An 18,174-nucleotide genomic window follows, 5' to 3' on the forward strand; every position below is an offset into this window, starting at 1 on the left:
TTCCCGCAGTGAAGACGAATTTAATCAGAACAAATAGTATTGAAAAACATATAGCTGAATGAAATGAGGAAGAAGAATGCGCCATAAATTTACCAATATGACAAGAAAAAAGATGCTGATTGCCGGTGGTGTGTGTCTGCTGCTGCTGGCAGTAGCGCTTTATTTTTATATGGGCACCAATAAGGATACAGCCAGGCGGGTGCGTCGCAATATGCCGGAGGTCAGGGTGCAGGAAGTGGTGCGGCAGGACATGCAGCGTCATATTGTGCTGTCTGGTCAAACTGTTGCAGATGCCAGCATCAATCTGGCACCCAAATATAATGGCCGCATCACGGCCGTATATGCAGATCTGGGCGACCATGTAGAGGAAGGTCAGGTGCTCATGGTGCAGGATCTCGGGGATCTGGATATTTCCATTGCGCAGAATTCGGCGGCGGCAGGTGCGGCCTGGGCTGATGCCCGGGAGGCAAGCGCTGCTTACAATGCTAATATCATCAGCAAGCGGAATGCCTATGAACTGGCCAAAGCAAAATATGAACGGCAGAAGTATCTTTTTTCCATCGGGGCCATTTCCCAGGATACGCTGGACAGCATGGAACAGGAATTCAGTGCCAGCCGGGCAGCTTATGAGGTGCTGGCCAATCAGGTAGCGGATGGCGGTGCGGCAGCTGTCCAGTCCAAGGAACTGACGGCCCAAAAGCAGGAACATGCGACAGAAGCGCTGAAAAAGCAGCGGGAGGATATGATCCTGCGCGCGCCGCGTGCAGGTGTCATCGTCTATCGCAGTGCCGAAGTCGGCGCGCTGGCGGCAGCAGGAACAAAGACCTTTGTGCTGGTGGATAACAGCCATATCAATATTGACTGCAGCATTGCGGAAAATGATGCAGCCATCCTGCAGCCAGGGATGGCCGTGAAGGTTACGATTGACGCCTTGGGGCGTGACTTTACGGGGAAGATCATCTTTGTAAGCCCGGCCATGGAAGAGGGGGCCAAGAGCTATCAGGTGCGCATCTCGCTCGAAGAGGCGGATGAGACGGTCAAGGCCGGCCTTTTTGCCCATACCGCGGTGGATATCATGCAGAAGCCGCAGGCCTTGTTCGTGCCGAAGGAGGCTGTGCTGACGCGCAACGGGCAGCAGTATGTCTTTGTCCTGCTGGAAGAGGATAAAGTGGAGCAGCGTTCGGTGAAAATCGGCCTGCTCAACGATGAGAGCGAGGAGATCATCGAAGGCCTGAACGAGGGGGAAAAGGTCGTTCTCACCAATCAGGATAAACTGCGCAGCGGTATGAAAGTCAAGGTGGCAGAGTCATGAATATCACGCGTTTATCCATCCTGCGCCCTGTGGGGATTTCCATGATCGTGGCGTTCTTCGTAGTGCTGGGGCTCTACAGTTACTATCGCATCGGCGTGGAACTGTTGCCGGCACTGAATACTCCCTTTGTCACGGTGACGGTGAAATATCCTGGTGCCAGCGCGGAATCGGTGGAGCAGGAAATCATCAAGCCGGTCGAAGATGCGGTGTCCTCCGTGTCCAACGTGAAGACCATCACTTCGATGGCCGGTTATGAGCGGGGACGGGTGATGCTGGAACTGAATTTTGATGCCGATGCAGATATGGCAGCAATCGAGGCCACGAAAAAGGTGGAGGCCATCAAGAACCGCCTGCCGGATGAGGCTGACGCTCCCGTGGTCATCAAGCGGGATATGAACGCCAAGCCCATCATGGAACTGGCGGTTATGAGCCAGCATAGCCTTGGTGATGCTTATTCCATGACGGAAAATGTCTTCCAGGATGTCCTGCAGCAGGCGGGCGGCGTATCGGAAATCGAGCTGCATGGCGGCCGGGACAAGGAAGTGGCCGTCGAGGTGGACCGGGAAAAGCTCGCTGCTTACAAGCTGACACTGCCCAAGATTGCCAGCGCCATCCGCAGCGAAAACCAGCTTTTGCCTTCTGGCCCGGTTTATACGGAAAGCACCAAAGCGGATGTGCGTGTGGTGGCAGAGTATAAGCAGGCGGCAGATATCGAAAAGATTCGTGTGAACAATACCGCTGGTGAATCGATTCCCCTGACGGCCGTGGCCACGGTCCGGGAACAGGATGCCCGGCAGCAGCGCTATGGCCGGCTCAATGGGGAACCAGCCATCAATGTGCTGATCTACAAGAACAGTGATGCCAATGTGGTGGAAACGGCAGAGAACATCAAGGCCGCCGTGGAAAAATTGCGCCGGGATTATCCGGATTATCAATTCATAGAGGTATCCAACGATGCTGACTATGTGGAAACCTCCCTGCATAACACATTGGGCACATTGGTGGAGGGCCTGATTACCACGGGACTGGTGCTCTTCTTGTTCCTGCGGGGCTGGCGTTCTACGGCGGCAGTCATGATTGCCATTCCGACTTCGCTGATTTCCACATTCTTTGTCATGTACCTGGCGGGGTTCACCTTCAACATGATGTCCCTGATGGGCATGACACTCTGCGTGGGAATCCTGGTGGATGACAGCATCGTCGTGCTGGAAAACATCATCCGTTATCTGAAAAAAGGAACTGAGCCGGATCTGGCTGCGGAAAGAGGGCGCATGGAAATCGGCATGGCCGCGATTGCCATCACCCTTTGTGACGCGGCGGTATTTATGCCCATTGCCTTTATGGAAGGTATGACTGGTCAGTTCTTCCGTCAGTTCGGCCTGACCATTGTGTTTGCCGGGGGCTTTTCACTCTTCGTGTCTTTTACCCTGACACCGATGTTGGCCTCAAAACTCTATAAAAAGGGCTATCAGGTGACCGACCATCCGCTTTGGGGCTTTATGGACCGATTGGAAAACGGGGCCGTGGACTTTTATCGGAAAACCCTTTACTGGAGCCTAAATCATAAGAAGAAACTCCTGCTGGGCATCCTGGCCGTATTCATAGGTGTCATCGCCCTGATTCCGCTGGGTGTTGTGGGAACGGAGTATATGCCGCGTACGGATGAGTCGAGTTTTACCATCAATATCCAATGTCCGGTCAGCGCAGCTTCGGAGGAAACCAATAAGATTGCTTTGCAGCTGGAACAGAAGCTGGCGGAAATCCCAGAGGTCAAATACTATATGACGCAGGCTGGTGGTGTGACCTCTGCGAATGAAGGACGCATCAAGGTGGAACTGGTGGGGCGTCGGGAGCGCAGCCGTTCCATCTGGGAGATTACTCAGGAGGTGCGTGAATACGCACGGGGCATCAAGAATGCGGATATCCGCGTTACGGAAACCCAGTCCAACGTGGCCGGGATTTCTGACGGTGGTGGCGGCCGTGGCGGCGGTGGAGCATTGCAGGTTGAACTGCGGGGCAACAATATGCAGGAACTGACGGCTGCCGCATCGAAGGTGGAACGCATCCTGCGCCGGGAGGTCAAGGGCGTCAGCGACGTGAACAGCTCCTATACCGAGGGGATGCCGGAACTGCAGCTGACAGTCAACCGGGAAAAGCTCAAAGCCTTTGACGTCAGTCTGGCCGATATCGATACGGCTTTTTCTTCCGCCATATCCGGTCTGTCAGCCGGACAGCTCAAAAATGATGCCTTAAACGGCGGTCAGGATACGAGCATCAAAGTGCGGCTTAAGAATGCTGACGCCTATAAGGCATCGGATGTGGCCCGGGTCCCGGTCTGGGCCAATGGCAAGCTGGCCTATTTGGGCGATGTGGCTGACATCAAAGATGGTCAGGGTCCGGTCAGCATCCGCCGGGTGGACAAGCAGCGTTCCATCCAGCTGGGGGCAAACCTGCGGGATCGTCCGGTGGGCGATGTGATCCGGGATGTCAATAAGGCCTTGCAGGATGCGGATTTAGGCGAAGGCATCACCTATCGGTTCAAGGGACAGGCCAGCCGCATGAATGAGACTTTCAGCGAGCTGCTGAGTGCCCTGTTCCTGGCGTTGGTACTGATCTACATGCTGCTGGCTGTGCTCTACGAATCCGTGCTTACGCCGTTCATCCGCATGTTCTCCCTGCCGCTGGGGTTGATCGGTTCGGTGCTGCTGCTGCTCTTGACGCATAATACGCTGAACCTTTATTCCATGATTGGCATCCTGGTCATGGATGGTATCGTGGCCAAGAATGGCACCCTGCTGATTGACTATACCCTGACCTTGATGGATCGGGGGCATACGGCCTTGGAGGCCATCGTGGAGGCTGGTTGCGTGCGCCTAAAGCCGATCTTCATGACCACGATCACCATGATGGTGGGGATGATGCCCATGGCGCTGGCATTGACCGATGGGGCCGAAACCCGCGTATCCATGGCCTGGGTGATCATCGGCGGCCTGCTGACTTCTACGGTGTTTACGCTGCTGATCATTCCCATTATCTTCCTGTATTTCTATCAGGGAAAGGAACGGCGGCGCGGGGCGGTGGAAAATTAGCTGCAATCAGCAGAATTATCCTTGACAAGTCGCGATGATAAAACTATAATGAACACATCAGTTAAAGGCAATGACAAAGACATGACAGTGAAAGAGCGTTTCCAAGAGAGGGATATGTTTGGTGTGATTATCCTGAAGCAGCGTTGACTGTTACCACTTTGGAGCTGCTGTCCGGAATTTCAGTATGGACAGACGGTCACACTATCGTTACAAGTGCTGAGTGGTCATGGCATAGCTATGGCAATCAGGGTGGAACCACGATGTTACAGCTTCGTCCCTACTTAGGGGCGGAGCTTTTTAGTTTTTTAGGAGGGTTTTGCATGTTGAAGATTACCATGAAAGACGGCTCTGTCCGCGAAGTGGAAGCGGGCGTAAGCGTTTTGGATTTTGTGAAACAGGTCAGCAACAGCCTGGCCAAGAAGGTGCTGGCTGCCAAGATCGATGGCGAAACGAAAGACCTCACGACGGTTCTCGACAAGGACTGTGCGGTTGAGTTCCTGACGTTTGAAGAAGCAGACGGCCGCTGGGCACTGCGCCATACGGCTTCCCATATCCTCGCACAGGCTGTGAAGCGCCTTTATAAGGAAGACAATGTTAAGCTGGCTATCGGTCCGGCCATCGACAACGGCTTCTACTACGATATCGATATGGACCGTCAGCTTAGCGAAGCGGACCTCAAGGATATCGAAAAGGAAATGAAGAAGATCGTCAAGGAAAACCTCAAGCTTGAACGCAAAGAGGTCAGCCGTGCCGATGCGCTTAAGATGTTTGAGGAGATGGGCGAAAGCTACAAGGTAGAACTCATCAATGACCTGCCGGAAGATGCGCTGATCACGCTCTACAGCCAGGGCGAATTCACAGACCTCTGCGCCGGCCCCCATGTGCTTTCTACGGGCAAGGTCAAGGCTGTCAAGCTGCAGAGCGTAGCCGGTGCTTACTGGCGCGGCAGCGAAAAGAACAAGATGCTGCAGCGCATCTATGGCACGGCTTTCGAAAAGCAGGCTGACCTCGATGAATACCTGCATATGCTCGAAGAAGCGGCTAAGCGCGACCATCGCAAGCTGGGCAAGGAACTTGACCTGTTCAGCCTGCACGAAGAAGGCCCGGGCTTCCCGTTCTTCCATCCGAACGGCATGGTTGTACGCAACGAACTGATCAACTACTGGCGCGAAGTGCATCGCCGCTATGGCTATCAGGAAATCAAGACGCCGATGATCATGAATCGCAAGCTTTGGGAGACTTCCGGACACTGGGATCATTACAAAGAGAATATGTACTTCACGAAGATTGACGATGAAGACTATGCTGTAAAACCCATGAACTGCCCGGGCGGCATGCTGGTGTATAAATCCCATCAGCACAGTTATCGTGACCTGCCTCTGCGTCTGGGTGAATTGGGTATCGTACATCGTCATGAGCTGTCCGGTGCGCTCCACGGTCTGTTCCGTGTCCGCAACTTCACGCAGGACGATGCGCATCTCTTCATTACGCCGGCACAGATTGAAGAGGAAATCCAGCATACGATTGACCTCTTTGACGAAGTGTACAGCACGTTCGGCCTGACTTATACGGCAGAGCTTTCCACGCGTCCGGAAGATTCCATGGGTTCCGATGAAATCTGGGAGAACGCTACGAATGCCCTGCGCAATGCGCTCGAGCATCGCGGTCTCAAGTACATCATCAACGAAGGTGATGGTGCGTTCTACGGCCCGAAGATCGACTTCCATCTGCGCGACTCCATCGGCCGTACCTGGCAGTGTGGTACGATTCAGCTCGATATGCTGATGCCGGAGAAATTCGACCTGACCTATGTGGGCGAAGATGGTGAGAAACATCGTCCGGTCATGCTGCATCGCGTGGTTTACGGTTCCATCGAGCGCTTCATCGGCATCCTGATCGAAAACTACGCCGGTGCTTTCCCGACGTGGCTGGCTCCGGTACAGGTTCGCATCCTGCCGATCACGGACAAGCATGCTGACTATGCTTACGAACTCAAGAAGAAGATGTTCGATCTCGGCCTGCGCGTCGAAGTCGATGACCGCAACGAAAAGACGGGCTACAAGATCCGTGAAAGCCAGGTCAAGAAGACGCCGTACACGCTGGTGGTCGGCGATCAGGAAATGGCAGATGGCACGGCAGCCGTTCGCAAACGCGGCGTGAAGGACAGCGAGACCATGAAGGTTGACGACTTCATTGCCTATGTTCAGGAAAAGATCGCAAGCAAGAGCGAAGAATTCTAATTTTATAAAGTAGAAGTAAGGAAGGGACTGATGGAAGGTCCCTTCTTTATAGTACGAAAATGAGGTGAATCGTATGGAATTTATCAAGCAGCCCATGGAAATCGAAAACCGCAGTATGGAAATCATCGCCCCGCATCTCGAGGGGTTGAATCTTACGCCGGAGCAGGTCAAGGTTTATTCGCGTCTGATCCATGCCGCCGGGGATGTGGAATATGCGCCGATTATCCGAATGTCGGATGATGCTATCGAGAGGGCAATGGCGGCATTGCGCGGTGGCTGTGATATCTACACCGATGTGGAAATGGTACGCACGGGCATCAACAAGCGCAAGCTTACGTCCTTTGGCGGGCAGGTACATTGCCTGATTGCCGATGAGGAAATCGCCAAAACTGCCAAGGAGCAGGGCATTACCCGTTCCATGGCGGCCATGCGCAAGTTCGGTGCGCAGATGAATGGCGCAATCATCGCGATTGGCAATGCGCCGACGGCACTGTTTGAAGTGCTGCGACAGGTCGAGGAAGAAGGCCTGCGTCCGGCCTGTATCGTGGGCATTCCGGTAGGTTTCGTGGGTGCGGCTGATTCCAAGGCCGAGTTGGCCAAGCAGACGACGGTCCCTTATATCACTGTGGAAGGCACCAAGGGCGGCAGCCCCATTGCGGCCGCGGCAGTCAATGCCATGATGTATCTCATCAATAATGACCGGGGCTAAGCTATGGCAGGAAAAATCGTACTCGTGACCGGTGGCGCCCGCTCGGGTAAATCCGCTTTCGCCGAGCGTCTTGCAGCAAAGGCGGGGGAATCTGTGGGCTATATCGCCACGGCTCAGATTTATGATGAGGAAATGCGCTACCGGGTAAAGCTCCATCAGGAGCGACGGCCGGATAATTGGCAGACTTATGAAGCGCCCTTTGGCGCAGAAAAGGCACTGGCTGAAGCGGCGGCCAGTCATACGGTTATATTGTTTGACTGCATCACCCTGTACCTCAGTAATCTGCTCTGCGCGATTCCTGAGGCAGATTTGACTGAGGAACGGGCTTATGCGGATATGACGGTACAGATTGACCGTTTGCTGCAGGCGGCACAGACGGCGGCCGAGCAGGGCGTGACCGTGATTTTTGTCAGCAATGAGGTGGGGGCAGGCATTGTGCCGGAAAACCGGCTGGCCCGCTTTTACCGCGATCTCAGCGGGTTGGCCAATCAGCGGATCGCGGCGGCGGCCGAAGATGTTTATGCCGTGCTGGCGGGGATTCCCGTCAATATCAAGCGATTGAACACCCTGCTGGTGCAGGAAGGGGACAGATAATATGGCAAATTCCATTATGCTGATGGGAACAAGCTCCCATGTGGGCAAAAGCATCATCACGACGGCGCTCTGCCGTATCTTTCATCAGGAGGGGCGCAAGGTCGTGCCGTTCAAGGCGCAGAATATGGCGCTCAATTCCTATGTGACCAAAGACGGCAAGGAAATGGGCCGGGCGCAGGTGGCGCAGGCCGAGGCGGCCGGCCTGGAGCCGATGGTGGATATGAATCCCGTGCTCCTGAAGCCGACAGGCAACAGCTGTTCGCAGGTCATCATCAACGGCAAGGCCGTGGGCAATATGAGCGCCCGGGAATATCACAAGGGCTATTCCCTCAAAGCATTTGGTGCGGTGACGGAAGCCTTGGCACGTTTGCAGGCAGATTTTGACACCTTGGTGATCGAAGGGGCAGGCAGCCCGGCAGAAGTCAACCTCAAGGCCAACGATATCGTCAATATGCGGGTAGCCAAGCATCTCAATGCTCCGGTTCTGCTGATTGCCGATATTGACCGGGGCGGTGCGCTGGCCTCGCTCGTGGGCACCTTGGAATTGCTCGACGAGGAAGAACGGGCTTTGGTCAAAGGTTTGATCATCAACAAGTTCCGCGGCGATGTGACGCTCTTGACACCGGCCGTTGACTTTTTGGAGGAAAAGACCGGCAAGCCCGTGCTGGGCATAGTGCCGCATATCGAAGATATGGGCATTGACGATGAGGACTCCGTATCGCTTGACGATAAAGCCGTGGAGCAGGATCTGCCGAAGGCGGATTTGCATATCGCGGTCATCCAGACGCCGAAGATTTCCAATTTCACGGATTTTGACAGTTTGGCGGCGGAACCGGATGTATCCCTCTACTATGTGAAGCGGGCGGAAGATTTGGGGAATCCTGACCTGATCATCCTGCCCGGCTCAAAAAATACCACCGAAGATCTGTTGCATCTGCGGGAATGCGGACTCGAAGCGGCTATCCGCGCGCAGGTAAAAGCAGGCACGCCGCTTTGGGGTATCTGCGGCGGTTATCAGATGCTGGGAAAGAAGATTGCTGATCCTTTGCATACAGAATCGGCTAATGATGAGGTGACAGGCTTAGGGTATCTGCCCATGGAAACCACCTTTGCGGCAGAGAAATTGACCAGTCAGGTTCAGGCTGACGGTCGGCTGAATTTCCTGGGGCGGGATATCGTAATCAAAGGGCTTTATGGCTATGAGATTCATACGGGCGAAACAAGATTTGACGGTCAGATTCAGCATCCCTTTACGATCATTGACCGGTCAAATGAAGCAGTTAATATTGCCGAAGGATTGACCAGTCAGATTGACGGTCAGGGACAGGTGACGGGCACCTATATCCATGGCATCTTTGACCATGACGATTTCCGGCGGCAGGTGCTCAACGCCCTGCGTGCCCGCAAGGGGCTCGCGTCTCTGCCCATCCAGCGCAGTGTGCGGCAGGAAAAGGAACGGGCCTATAATCGTCTGGCAAGTGTCGTGCGCAACAGCCTCGATATGGAAAAGTTGGCCGAAATCATGGGTGAGTGCCCATGATGACGGGAATACTGGCTTTTCTGGTGGACTGCATTATCGGCGATCCCAAGAGCCGCTGGCATCCGGTGGTGCTGATGGGAAATCTGATCTCCCTGCTGGAGAGGCTGTTCTATCATCCGACGGATAAAGGCACGCGCAAATTTGCCTGGGGGGCCGCACTGGTGCTCGTGGTGCTTTTGCTTACCTATGCTGTGGCCGAAGGCATTATGCTGCTTTCCTATAAGATTCCTTGGAGCTGGGGCAGTACGGCGGTGGGAGCGCTTATGCTTTCCTTTGCCATTTCGCCCAAAAGCCTGGCCAAGGCCGGCAAGGAACTCTATGGCTTGCTGCTGGCCGGCGATATGGCCGAAGCCCGGCGCAAGGTGGGCTGGATCGTAGGCCGCGATACGGATAAGCTCGATGAGCCGGAAATCGCCCGGGCCACGGTGGAGACTATTGCGGAAAATACCACCGACGGCATCATTGCCCCCTTGTTCTTCTTCGTGCTCGGCGGCGTGCCGCTGGCTATGGCCTATCGGGCGGCCAATACCATGGACTCCATGATTGGCTACAAGAATGACAAATACCTCTACTTCGGTCGGGCGGCGGCAAGGCTGGATGATGTGCTTAACTATATTCCCGCGCGGATTACGGGCGTGCTCTTTATCTTTGCCGCCTGGATTCTGGGCTATGACTATAAATTTGCCTACCGCATGATGCTGCGGGATGCAAAGAAACATCCGAGCCCCAATGGCGGCTATGCCGAAGCCACGGTGGCCGGTGCTCTGCATATCCGCTTGGGCGGCTATAATTCCTATTTTGGCCAGCAGCATTTTCGGGCCTATATGGGTGAGCCGCTGGAAACCTTGGGCATCAAGCATATCATGGGCTCCATCCGCCTGATGTATACGGCGACTGTGATGTTTATCATTATCTGTTATGCCATGTTTGGGTTATGATATGGATGTAGAAGTGATAAAAATCACAAGAGAGGATGGAAATCATGAAATCATTTATTACCGCTTTGCAGTTCCTGACGAGAATCCATGTCAAGAATCAGACGGATCTGACCGCTGAAGATTTTGGGCGCAGTACGAAATTTTTCCCGCTGGTGGGGCTTATCCTGGGGATTATCTATATGCTGGCCTCCTGGTGCCTGATTGCCGTCTTTGGCTGGGCCAATTTCGTGACGACCTTGCTCGTCATCCTGCCCATCCTGCTGACCGGCGGCCTGATGCTCGACGGCTTTATGGACACTGTGGATGGTGTCTTCTCGGGCCGGGAGCGGGAACGGGTGCTGGAAATCATGAAGGACAGCCGGGTGGGCTCCTTCGGCGTGATTGCGCTGGCCTGCCTGCTGTTGGTCAACTGGTCGGCCATGCGGGATGTCAAACTCGTGCTGATCATGACGGCGCTCTTCGTCATGCCGATTATCGGCCGCATGGCCATGGTCATGGCCATTGCCTTTTTCCCCTACGCCCGCAAAGAGGGCATGGGCAAGATCTTTGCTGAGATGGCTGATAAGGAAACCGTGGTGCTCGCAGCAGCCGTTACGTTGGTTTTCGTTGTGCCCTGGGGACAAGCGGCCGTTGCCGCGCTGGTGGTTGGACTGGCCTTTGCCTGGCTCGCGGCTAAATGGCTCAGCCATAAACTCGGCGGTCTGACTGGCGATACTTACGGTGCAATCGAAACTTTGACTGAAACCGTGGTGCTTTTGGTGTTCTGGGTGACATCCTGGATTCCTGGCGGATTGCATATTTTATGGCGTTAAATACATTGACAATAAATAATCATAATGGTATGATGAAAAACATGTTAGATAATTGAATCAAAGGGATCAGGTGTCGTAAGACTCAATAGAAAAGCCGGTTGAAGGCCGGCGCGGTCACGCCACTGTAGCGGGGAGCGAATCTGCACAAGGTAAGTCACTGGGGAAACCTGGGAAGGCGCAGACGAGCAATGATCCGGAGCCAGGAGAACTGCCTGATTGACAATCACCGCCAGACTCACGAGCGATGGGGAGGGGATTAGCCATTTTTCTGTACCATTAGGTAGTTTTATCGTGCAGTTTTCAGCTGTCCTTTTACAAGGACAGCTTTTTTGTTTGCATGTGGAGGGAATATGTGTGCGAAAATTTCTTAGATTGCAATTAGTGCTTGTCCTCTTATTGTTCGTTATATGCCTGGCTGGCTGTAAAAATGATACGGCTGGGCAGGATGAATCAGCCGCCTATACGGTGACGGATGCGCAGGGAACGCAGGTCAATATGCCGGCCAAGCCGAAGAGGATACTCACCATGTCCATGAGTACGGATGAAGTGATGTTAGGGCTGGTGGAACCGGAGCGCATGGCTGCAGTCAATGCCATGCTGGATGATCCGGCCAGCTCCAATGTGGTAGAGCTCGGGAAAAAAGTGGAGACCAAAATCCGCTATCCATCTGTGGAAGAAATCGCTAGCCTGCAGCCGGATCTGGTAATCATCCCCGATTGGGGAGACCTGTCAAGGGTGGCGGCCCTGCGGGATTTGGGCATCCCTGTGGTGGTCTGCAAGGGCCCGCGCAGTCTGCAGGAGGTAAAGGAAACCATCAAATTGCTGGCACAGGCGGCAGGCGAACCGCAGCGGGGCGAGGTGCTGCTGCAGAAGATGGATGAGAAACTGGCAGAGATTGCCGCTGAGACAGCGAAGATTCCCGCTGAAGAGCGCCGCAGCGTGGTGCTGATTTCCCTGATGAAGGGTTACGGCGGTGCAGGCTGCTGTTTTGATGAAGCCTGCCAGCTGGCTGGTGTTGTGAATGGCCGGGCGGCTGCCGGCATCCAAAACGGTGAGGAAATGAGCAAGGAAAAACTCGTGGAAATCAATCCCGATATCTTGTTCCTGCCCACCTATAACAATCATGGCAAATTTGATATTGACCGCTTCCGGGATGAATATATGAATGATCCGTCCTTGCAGAATATGCGGGCCATCCAGCAGGGCAACCTGTTGGAACCGGATGAAGGTTATATATATAACTGTTCGCAGGATTTTGTCTTCGCGGTACAGGAGATTGCCTATCGTGTCTATGGCGACAGGTTCAAGCTGGAACCGCAGCAGCATCTGACGGCAGTGGAGAACTAAGGGGGACTTTTTGATGCAGAAGGATTTGACAAGAAATGTTTTGGCTGCATTGGCTTTGGGGACACTGTGCTTTGGCACGGCAGTCTGTCAGGCTGAAACGGTGAACGAGGACTTGGGGGATGTGGTTGTTACGGCGGAACGTATGCCATCCTCGCGCATGAGTACACCGGCAGATGTGACCGTGATTACGAGTGAGCAGATGGAATCCAACCACTATCAGACCGTGGGCGAGGCGCTGGCCAACGTCAATGGTGTTGTGGTGACCAACGGCAATGCTAACGGCGATTCTGAAGTCATCATCAATGGTGACCAGCGTGTTGTGGTGTTGGTGGATGGGCAGCGGCTCAATAATGATCAGGGTTCAATGTCCCGTGCTACGGTGAATTTAGGTATGATTCCATCGGTCAAAAATATCGAGCGAATAGAAGTGGTGAAGGGAGCAGGTTCAGCCCTCTATGGCAGTGACGCTGTTGGTGGTGTGGTCAATATCATTACGCGTAAGGGTACGAAGAACGAAACCACAGTAGATTTAAATACAGGATCCTTTAAGGCACATAATTATGAACTGACCAATCAGGGTTCGGCTCAGGATTGGAGTTGGTTTATAACGGCAGGCCTGCAGAAGCGCGGCTATTTTAACTATAAATCAGATCATAATTCCAGCACACGCATGCAGAACAGCGATTACAACAATAAGAGTTTTTCATTGCGTTTGGATAAACAATTGTCTGCAAACGAATCTTTGCGGTTGAACTTTGCACATCATTTGACGAATAACGGCATCACGACTGATGCCAATGCAAAGCAAAAGCATAATTATAACTATGGTTCCTTAACGTGGAATTTTAAGGAAAAACAGCCGGTACATGGTTTCCTGCGATACTTTGCCAATTATAAATCTACTGATTATATGGGCAAGTTTGATACGCATACGCAGGGGGTGGATTATCAGAATGGCTGGAAGCTGGGGAAGAACAACAAACTGGTGGCCGGAGCAGAATGGCATCAGAGTAAATCCAGCAATAAGCAGAGCGGCTATGAAAATAAAAAGATCACTACGCAGGCATTATTCCTGCAGGATACCATGCGATTGACGAATAAGTGGTTCTTTGTGCCAGGGGTGCGCGTAGACCATCATGATTCTTTTGGTACACATTGGACACCAAAAGCGGCTGTGAATTATCGGGCTGATAAACGTACTAAGGTATATGCATCCTGGGGCCGGGTATTTAAAGCACCAACGGCAGACGATTTGTTTTATACGGTTGAAGGGGAATATATGGGATATCCCTATGCCTATTATGGAAATCCCAATTTGAAACCTGAATCTGGGCATGTGGAAACTGTTGGTTTTACCCATGAATTTTCCCGTAAGGCGATTTTGGATGCAAGTTACTTTTGGAGCAATTTGCATGATGCTATTCGCTGGGTTCCTGAGCCAACTACTGGATTTAATTATGCTACCAATATTGACCTTGAAAAGAAACATGGTATACAGGTATCCTTTACGGGAAAACCTTCTGAACATTGGTCCTATGATGTTGGTTATTCTTATATTGATGTCGATGCAAAAGATATTTATAACAATAAATTGTATTATAGTCAGCCCAATGGTTATCGCTTAGGCTTGCATTATAATTATGGACGTTGGGCGGCAAATATTTTAGGCCGTATGGGCAGTGGGTTGGAAAAGAGCAAGTATAATTGCAATAGCTATGCAATATGGGATTTCAATACCACTTATGCAGCTACAGATAACGTGAAAGTTTACTTTAAGGCTAATAATATAACCAATAAAATGTATTATCTTGGCTCTAAATATCCTTTGCAGGGCCGTTCCTTCCAACTGGGTGTGAAGGTGTCGTTTTAATGGCAGATATTTTGCTTGATGTGCAGGGCTTGCAGGCTGGCTATGGCGGGCGGCAGGTCTTGCGGGAAGTTTCCTTCCGGGCTGGAAGTGGAGAGCTTATCGGTCTGATCGGCCCCAATGGGGCAGGCAAGAGTACCCTCTTGAAATCCTTGCGGGGGCTTTTGCCTGCTGAGGGGCACATAAAAATCAAAGGGAAAAGTCTTGGCGATTATATTCCGCAGGATATGGCTAGAGTGGTGGCTTATCTGCCCCAGCATAGTCATGTACCCTTTGCCTTTTCGGTAAGAGAAGTGGTGCTGATGGGGCGCGCCCCGCATTTGCGCTGGTGGCAGCGGGAAGGTAAGCAGGATGTGAGGATTGCGGACGCGGCCATGGAATACATGGCGGTGACAGACCTTGCGGATAAGCCGGTCAATGCCTTGTCCGGCGGGCAGCGCCAGCGGGTGCTGCTGGCCAAGATCCTGGCGCAGCAGACGCCGTTGCTGTTCTTGGATGAACCAGCCAGCGGCCTCGATATCTTCTATCAGGAGGAACTCTTCCGCTTTTGCCGGGAGCTTTGTCAGGCGGGGCGAACAATCTTGCTGGTGGTGCATGACCTGGCGCTGGCGGCGAGGTTCTGTTCCCGGCTGTTACTGCTGGGGGGCGGTAGGCTTCTGGCTGATGGCAAGCCGCAGGAGGTCTTGCAGACGCAGCTCCTGAGTCAGGCCTATGGCGTACCGGTTTTTGTGGATTTTCATCCTGTGACGGGACATGCCGATATCTATACACGGCAGCCGGCTAGCGAACAGCGGCTTTTGCCTTTGTTGCTGGGAGGTGCGGGATGAGAAAGCATTTTATCGGCGTATTGGCGGGGATGCTGGTACTCCTATGCCTGTTGATTGTTCTGTCCCTTAGCTGGGGGCAGATGGCGATTCCCTTTTCTCATGTAATCGATGCGTTAGGCAGTGTTGTCGGCATCGCGCCCGCGCATGGACTGACACCCAATGAGGAGGCCGTAATCTGGCATATCCGCCTGCCCCGTACATTGGTGGGCCTGCTCACTGGTGCGGCTTTGGCGGCGGCTGGGGCCGCCCTGCAGGGGCTCTTTGCTAATCCGTTGGCTGATCCCGCGATTATCGGCGTGTCCAGTGGAGCTTCAGTGGGCGCAATCGTGGCGATTGCCACGGGACTTTCGGCGGCGACCATGTTTGCCCTGCCGGTCTGTGCCCTGCTGGGGGCTTTGCTGGCGGTCAGTCTGACCATCGCACTGGCCTTTCGCCGGGGAAGGATTCCCGTGCTGACGCTTTTGCTGGCCGGTGTGGTGGTCGGCATGTTCTTGGCGGCGGTATCGGCGATGCTATTGACGGCAGTCAGCGAGAACAAATTACAGGAATACCTGTTCTGGACCATCGGCGGCCTTGACTATCGCCGCTGGGAACATGTATGGCTGGGGCTTTTCCCGATTGTCATCAGTGTGGGCTCTATCTGCCTGCTGGCACGGCAGCTCAATATCCTGTCCTTGGGTGAAACGGAGGCCAGGGCCGTAGGTTTGCCGGTAATCCGGTTCCGCCTGATTCTCCTGTTCCTCGCGGCGCTTGCCACAGCAACGGGCGTCTGCATCAGCGGCAATATCGGCTTCGTCGGGCTGGTCGTGCCGCATATGCTGCGCATGCTGATTGGTCCCGACCATCGACGCCTGTTGCCGGCAAGTGTTTTGGCCGGTGGCATCTTCCTGCTTTTCTGTGATATTGTGGGCCGGGTGCTTCTGTCCGGCACGGAGATTCGCGTGGGTATCATGACAGCCTTTATCGGCACGCCGTATTTTTTGTATCTGTTGCGCAAGCAGCAGCGAATGGAGTAGATGTGAATGGAAAATATCGTTGCAGGGCTGGAACTCTTTCAAAAGGGCGGCCTGGTTATGTATGTACTGCTCTTATGCTCTTTATTTGTTATGGCTATCGGTTTGGAACGCTTCCAATATTTCCGCCGTATGGATTCAGGACGTGGCTTTGCCCGGTCATTTGCGGAGCTTATGGGCGCGGATGATTATGCGGGGGCGATGCGGCTGGCACAGGAATCTTCCGGCAATATGGCAGAAATCGTAGTGCAGGCCGCAGAGCGGGCCACTGGAGGGCAGGAAGTCAGCAGCTTCATGGAGATTCAGTCCGGTGTGGCGCTGGCACGTTTTAGGCGGCGCCTGTATTACCTCAATGTCATTGTGACCATGGCACCACTGTTGGGGCTTTTGGGAACCATCAGCGGCATGATTTCGGCTTTCAGTGTCTTCAATGTGCAGTCGGCACAGGCTGCAGCCATTACCGGCGGTGTTGGTGAAGCTTTGATTGCCACGGCCTTTGGCCTCTGTGTTGCCATCATGGCTTTGGCCGTACATGCCTTTTTCGTGCAATGGGTGGAAAATATCGTCACGGATATGGAGCAGGTTTTTTCTCTGGTCGAGGCCAGACAGGCTGAACTGATAAAGGCGGGTGCCGCTTATGCGTTTGCGTGACCGCCGCCATATGGAAAAGCCGGATATCATCATCATTCCGATGATCGATATCATGTTTTTCCTGCTCGTGTTCTTCATGCTCAGCACGCTCTACATGGTGAATCTCAAGACTGTGGATATCCATATGCCGCAGGCAGCGCATGCAGAGACGCAGCTCAAGGTGACCTATGTGGTCACGATGAAGGACGACGGCAGTCTGTGGCTTGAGGATAAGCCCATTGCCGAGCAGGAATTATTGCAAAGAGTGGCACAGCAGCAGGCAAATAACCCACAGTTTGCCGTGGTAGTGCGGGCTGATCAGAAGCTGGATTACGGCATGGTCATGGGCCTGCTGGACAAGATAAAAGGTGCTGGTGTGACCAAGGTTGGCTTGGCTGCGGCCAGTGCCGGAGGGCAGTGAGATGCGGCAGGAACAAAAGGCAGAACTAAAAGCCTGGGCCTTTTCGCTGGGCCTGCATGGTGTCCTATTTGTGCTGGTGGCGTTGAGCGGCTTGTTCCTGCTGGTCAAACCGGTACAGGAGGCAGAACCGGTAGAGGTGGCGCTGTTAGAAGATGATGGTGCTGCTGGTGGCGGCAATGCAGGCGGAGGCAGTCCGGCACCAGCGCAAATTCCTGCTGTCCCGCCTATGGAAGTTACCATGCCCACGCAGAACCTGCCGCAGATTCAGGAAAGCTACACGCAGGAGCCACAGAAACAGCAGGAGTATCGCCGGCAGCATCAACAGGCTGCAGAGAACGTTGCAACGGCCACTGCCGCCAATATAGGGAACACGGCAGGGGCCAATAAGACGGATGCCGGTGGAGCGGGCAATGGCAAAGGTACGGCGGCTGGTGCTGGCCAAGCCGGCCAGGGAACAGGCAGTGGGGCCGGTTCAGGCTCCAGTACCGGCAATGGCAGTGGAACTGGTGCAGGAAATCACCCTGCCAGCAGTGAGCGTGTGGCAGCACGCTGTACCTACCGCCCGAGTCCTGCCTATCCGGAAAGCCTGCGTCAGCAGGGTGTGGAAGGCTCGGTGCGGGTGCTGATCCTGGTGGCCGAGGACGATTCCATCGAAGCGGTGGAAGTGGTGAAATCCTCCGGTTATCCCGCTATGGATGCTGCGGCGGTCAGTGCCGCCCGCGGCTGCCGCTTCCAGATGAATGGCCGTCGGGGCCGCTATACCACAACTTATGGCTTCCAGCTCACCGATGGTGATGATTGGTAATATATTTAGAGAATTTAGGGAAGGGTGTTA

Annotated in this window: 15 protein-coding genes, 1 riboswitch and 1 other annotated feature; all 15 genes read left to right on the plus strand. The window is 53.8% G+C overall.

From position 1 onward, the window contains the following. Positions 1–97 precede the first annotated feature (97 nt). Positions 98–1,312 carry an efflux RND transporter periplasmic adaptor subunit gene (locus BLQ59_RS07955; RefSeq protein WP_256324638.1) on the plus strand — a complete coding sequence of 405 codons (1,215 nt, stop codon included), beginning with the start codon at positions 98–100 and terminating at the stop codon, positions 1,310–1,312. Further along, the gene (locus BLQ59_RS07960; RefSeq protein WP_074572338.1) at positions 1,309–4,401 is read left to right on the plus strand and encodes an efflux RND transporter permease subunit; all 3,093 of its coding nucleotides are present in this window, start codon (positions 1,309–1,311) and stop codon (positions 4,399–4,401) included. Before BLQ59_RS07955 ends, BLQ59_RS07960 begins: the two co-directional genes overlap by 4 nt. Before the next feature lie 61 nt (positions 4,402–4,462). After that, positions 4,463–4,683: a binding site (T-box leader), on the plus strand. A gap of 38 nt (positions 4,684–4,721) precedes the next feature. After that, positions 4,722–6,641, plus strand: a complete 1,920-nt coding sequence (gene thrS / locus BLQ59_RS07965; protein WP_074572339.1) for a threonine--tRNA ligase — start codon at positions 4,722–4,724, stop codon at positions 6,639–6,641. A gap of 73 nt (positions 6,642–6,714) precedes the next feature. Next, positions 6,715–7,350: a precorrin-8X methylmutase gene (locus tag BLQ59_RS07970; protein ID WP_074572340.1), complete on the plus strand. Its 636-nt coding sequence runs from the start codon at positions 6,715–6,717 to the stop codon at positions 7,348–7,350. A 3-nt stretch (positions 7,351–7,353) separates the two neighbouring features. Continuing rightward, the gene (cobU, locus tag BLQ59_RS07975) at positions 7,354–7,944 is read left to right on the plus strand and encodes a bifunctional adenosylcobinamide kinase/adenosylcobinamide-phosphate guanylyltransferase (RefSeq protein ID WP_074572341.1); all 591 of its coding nucleotides are present in this window, start codon (positions 7,354–7,356) and stop codon (positions 7,942–7,944) included. A gap of 1 nt (position 7,945) precedes the next feature. Next, entirely contained in the window at positions 7,946–9,484 is a 1,539-nt protein-coding gene (locus BLQ59_RS07980; RefSeq protein ID WP_074572342.1) for a cobyric acid synthase, read from the plus strand. Continuing rightward, a complete protein-coding gene (gene cbiB, locus BLQ59_RS07985) occupies positions 9,481–10,422 on the plus strand; it encodes an adenosylcobinamide-phosphate synthase CbiB (protein WP_074572343.1) in 942 nt (313 codons plus the stop codon). Before BLQ59_RS07980 ends, cbiB begins: the two co-directional genes overlap by 4 nt. A gap of 44 nt (positions 10,423–10,466) precedes the next feature. Further along, entirely contained in the window at positions 10,467–11,234 is a 768-nt protein-coding gene (gene cobS / locus BLQ59_RS07990; protein ID WP_074572344.1) for an adenosylcobinamide-GDP ribazoletransferase, read from the plus strand. Positions 11,235–11,285: 51 nt separating this feature from the next. Continuing rightward, positions 11,286–11,464: riboswitch (cobalamin riboswitch) on the plus strand. 142 nt (positions 11,465–11,606) lie between these two features. Continuing rightward, complete coding sequence (locus BLQ59_RS07995; protein ID WP_143005323.1) at positions 11,607–12,581, plus strand: ABC transporter substrate-binding protein; 975 nt, start codon at positions 11,607–11,609, stop codon at positions 12,579–12,581. A 13-nt stretch (positions 12,582–12,594) separates the two neighbouring features. After that, complete coding sequence (locus BLQ59_RS08000; protein ID WP_074572346.1) at positions 12,595–14,451, plus strand: TonB-dependent receptor plug domain-containing protein; 1,857 nt, start codon at positions 12,595–12,597, stop codon at positions 14,449–14,451. Further along, entirely contained in the window at positions 14,451–15,275 is an 825-nt protein-coding gene (locus tag BLQ59_RS08005; RefSeq protein ID WP_074572347.1) for an ABC transporter ATP-binding protein, read from the plus strand. Before BLQ59_RS08000 ends, BLQ59_RS08005 begins: the two co-directional genes overlap by 1 nt. Next, positions 15,272–16,291: a FecCD family ABC transporter permease gene (locus tag BLQ59_RS08010; RefSeq protein ID WP_074572348.1), complete on the plus strand. Its 1,020-nt coding sequence runs from the start codon at positions 15,272–15,274 to the stop codon at positions 16,289–16,291. The genes BLQ59_RS08005 and BLQ59_RS08010 overlap by 4 nt, the downstream gene beginning before the upstream one ends. Before the next feature lie 6 nt (positions 16,292–16,297). Then, positions 16,298–16,939: a MotA/TolQ/ExbB proton channel family protein gene (locus tag BLQ59_RS08015; RefSeq protein WP_074572349.1), complete on the plus strand. Its 642-nt coding sequence runs from the start codon at positions 16,298–16,300 to the stop codon at positions 16,937–16,939. Continuing rightward, on the plus strand, positions 16,926–17,339 hold the full coding sequence (locus tag BLQ59_RS08020; RefSeq protein WP_074572350.1) for an ExbD/TolR family protein: 414 nt from the start codon (positions 16,926–16,928) through the stop codon (positions 17,337–17,339). The genes BLQ59_RS08015 and BLQ59_RS08020 overlap by 14 nt, the downstream gene beginning before the upstream one ends. A 1-nt stretch (position 17,340) precedes the next feature. Beyond that, a complete protein-coding gene (locus BLQ59_RS08025) occupies positions 17,341–18,144 on the plus strand; it encodes a TonB family protein (protein WP_074572351.1) in 804 nt (267 codons plus the stop codon). The last annotated feature ends 30 nt before the right edge of the window (positions 18,145–18,174 follow it).

Source organism: Pseudoselenomonas ruminantium (assembly GCF_900104055.1).
GTDB classification, from domain to species: Bacteria; Bacillota; Negativicutes; order Selenomonadales; family Selenomonadaceae; genus Selenomonas_A; species Selenomonas_A ruminantium_C.

What these genes read in the sequence shown, in the direction of transcription:
- BLQ59_RS08005 (WP_074572347.1), top strand. Translation starts at nt 14,451, where the DNA reads ATGGCAGATATTTTGCTTGATGTGCAGGGCTTGCAGGCTGGCTATGGC.
- cbiB (WP_074572343.1), top strand. Translation starts at nt 9,481, where the DNA reads ATGATGACGGGAATACTGGCTTTTCTGGTGGACTGCATTATCGGCGAT.
- BLQ59_RS08025 (WP_074572351.1), top strand. Translation starts at nt 17,341, where the DNA reads ATGCGGCAGGAACAAAAGGCAGAACTAAAAGCCTGGGCCTTTTCGCTG.
- cobS (WP_074572344.1), top strand. Translation starts at nt 10,467, where the DNA reads ATGAAATCATTTATTACCGCTTTGCAGTTCCTGACGAGAATCCATGTC.
- cobU (WP_074572341.1), top strand. Translation starts at nt 7,354, where the DNA reads ATGGCAGGAAAAATCGTACTCGTGACCGGTGGCGCCCGCTCGGGTAAA.
- BLQ59_RS08010 (WP_074572348.1), top strand. Translation starts at nt 15,272, where the DNA reads ATGAGAAAGCATTTTATCGGCGTATTGGCGGGGATGCTGGTACTCCTA.
- BLQ59_RS08020 (WP_074572350.1), top strand. Translation starts at nt 16,926, where the DNA reads ATGCGTTTGCGTGACCGCCGCCATATGGAAAAGCCGGATATCATCATC.
- BLQ59_RS07980 (WP_074572342.1), top strand. Translation starts at nt 7,946, where the DNA reads ATGGCAAATTCCATTATGCTGATGGGAACAAGCTCCCATGTGGGCAAA.
- BLQ59_RS07955 (WP_256324638.1), top strand. Translation starts at nt 98, where the DNA reads ATGACAAGAAAAAAGATGCTGATTGCCGGTGGTGTGTGTCTGCTGCTG.
- thrS (WP_074572339.1), top strand. Translation starts at nt 4,722, where the DNA reads ATGTTGAAGATTACCATGAAAGACGGCTCTGTCCGCGAAGTGGAAGCG.
- BLQ59_RS08015 (WP_074572349.1), top strand. Translation starts at nt 16,298, where the DNA reads ATGGAAAATATCGTTGCAGGGCTGGAACTCTTTCAAAAGGGCGGCCTG.
- BLQ59_RS07970 (WP_074572340.1), top strand. Translation starts at nt 6,715, where the DNA reads ATGGAATTTATCAAGCAGCCCATGGAAATCGAAAACCGCAGTATGGAA.
- BLQ59_RS07960 (WP_074572338.1), top strand. Translation starts at nt 1,309, where the DNA reads ATGAATATCACGCGTTTATCCATCCTGCGCCCTGTGGGGATTTCCATG.
- BLQ59_RS08000 (WP_074572346.1), top strand. Translation starts at nt 12,595, where the DNA reads ATGCAGAAGGATTTGACAAGAAATGTTTTGGCTGCATTGGCTTTGGGG.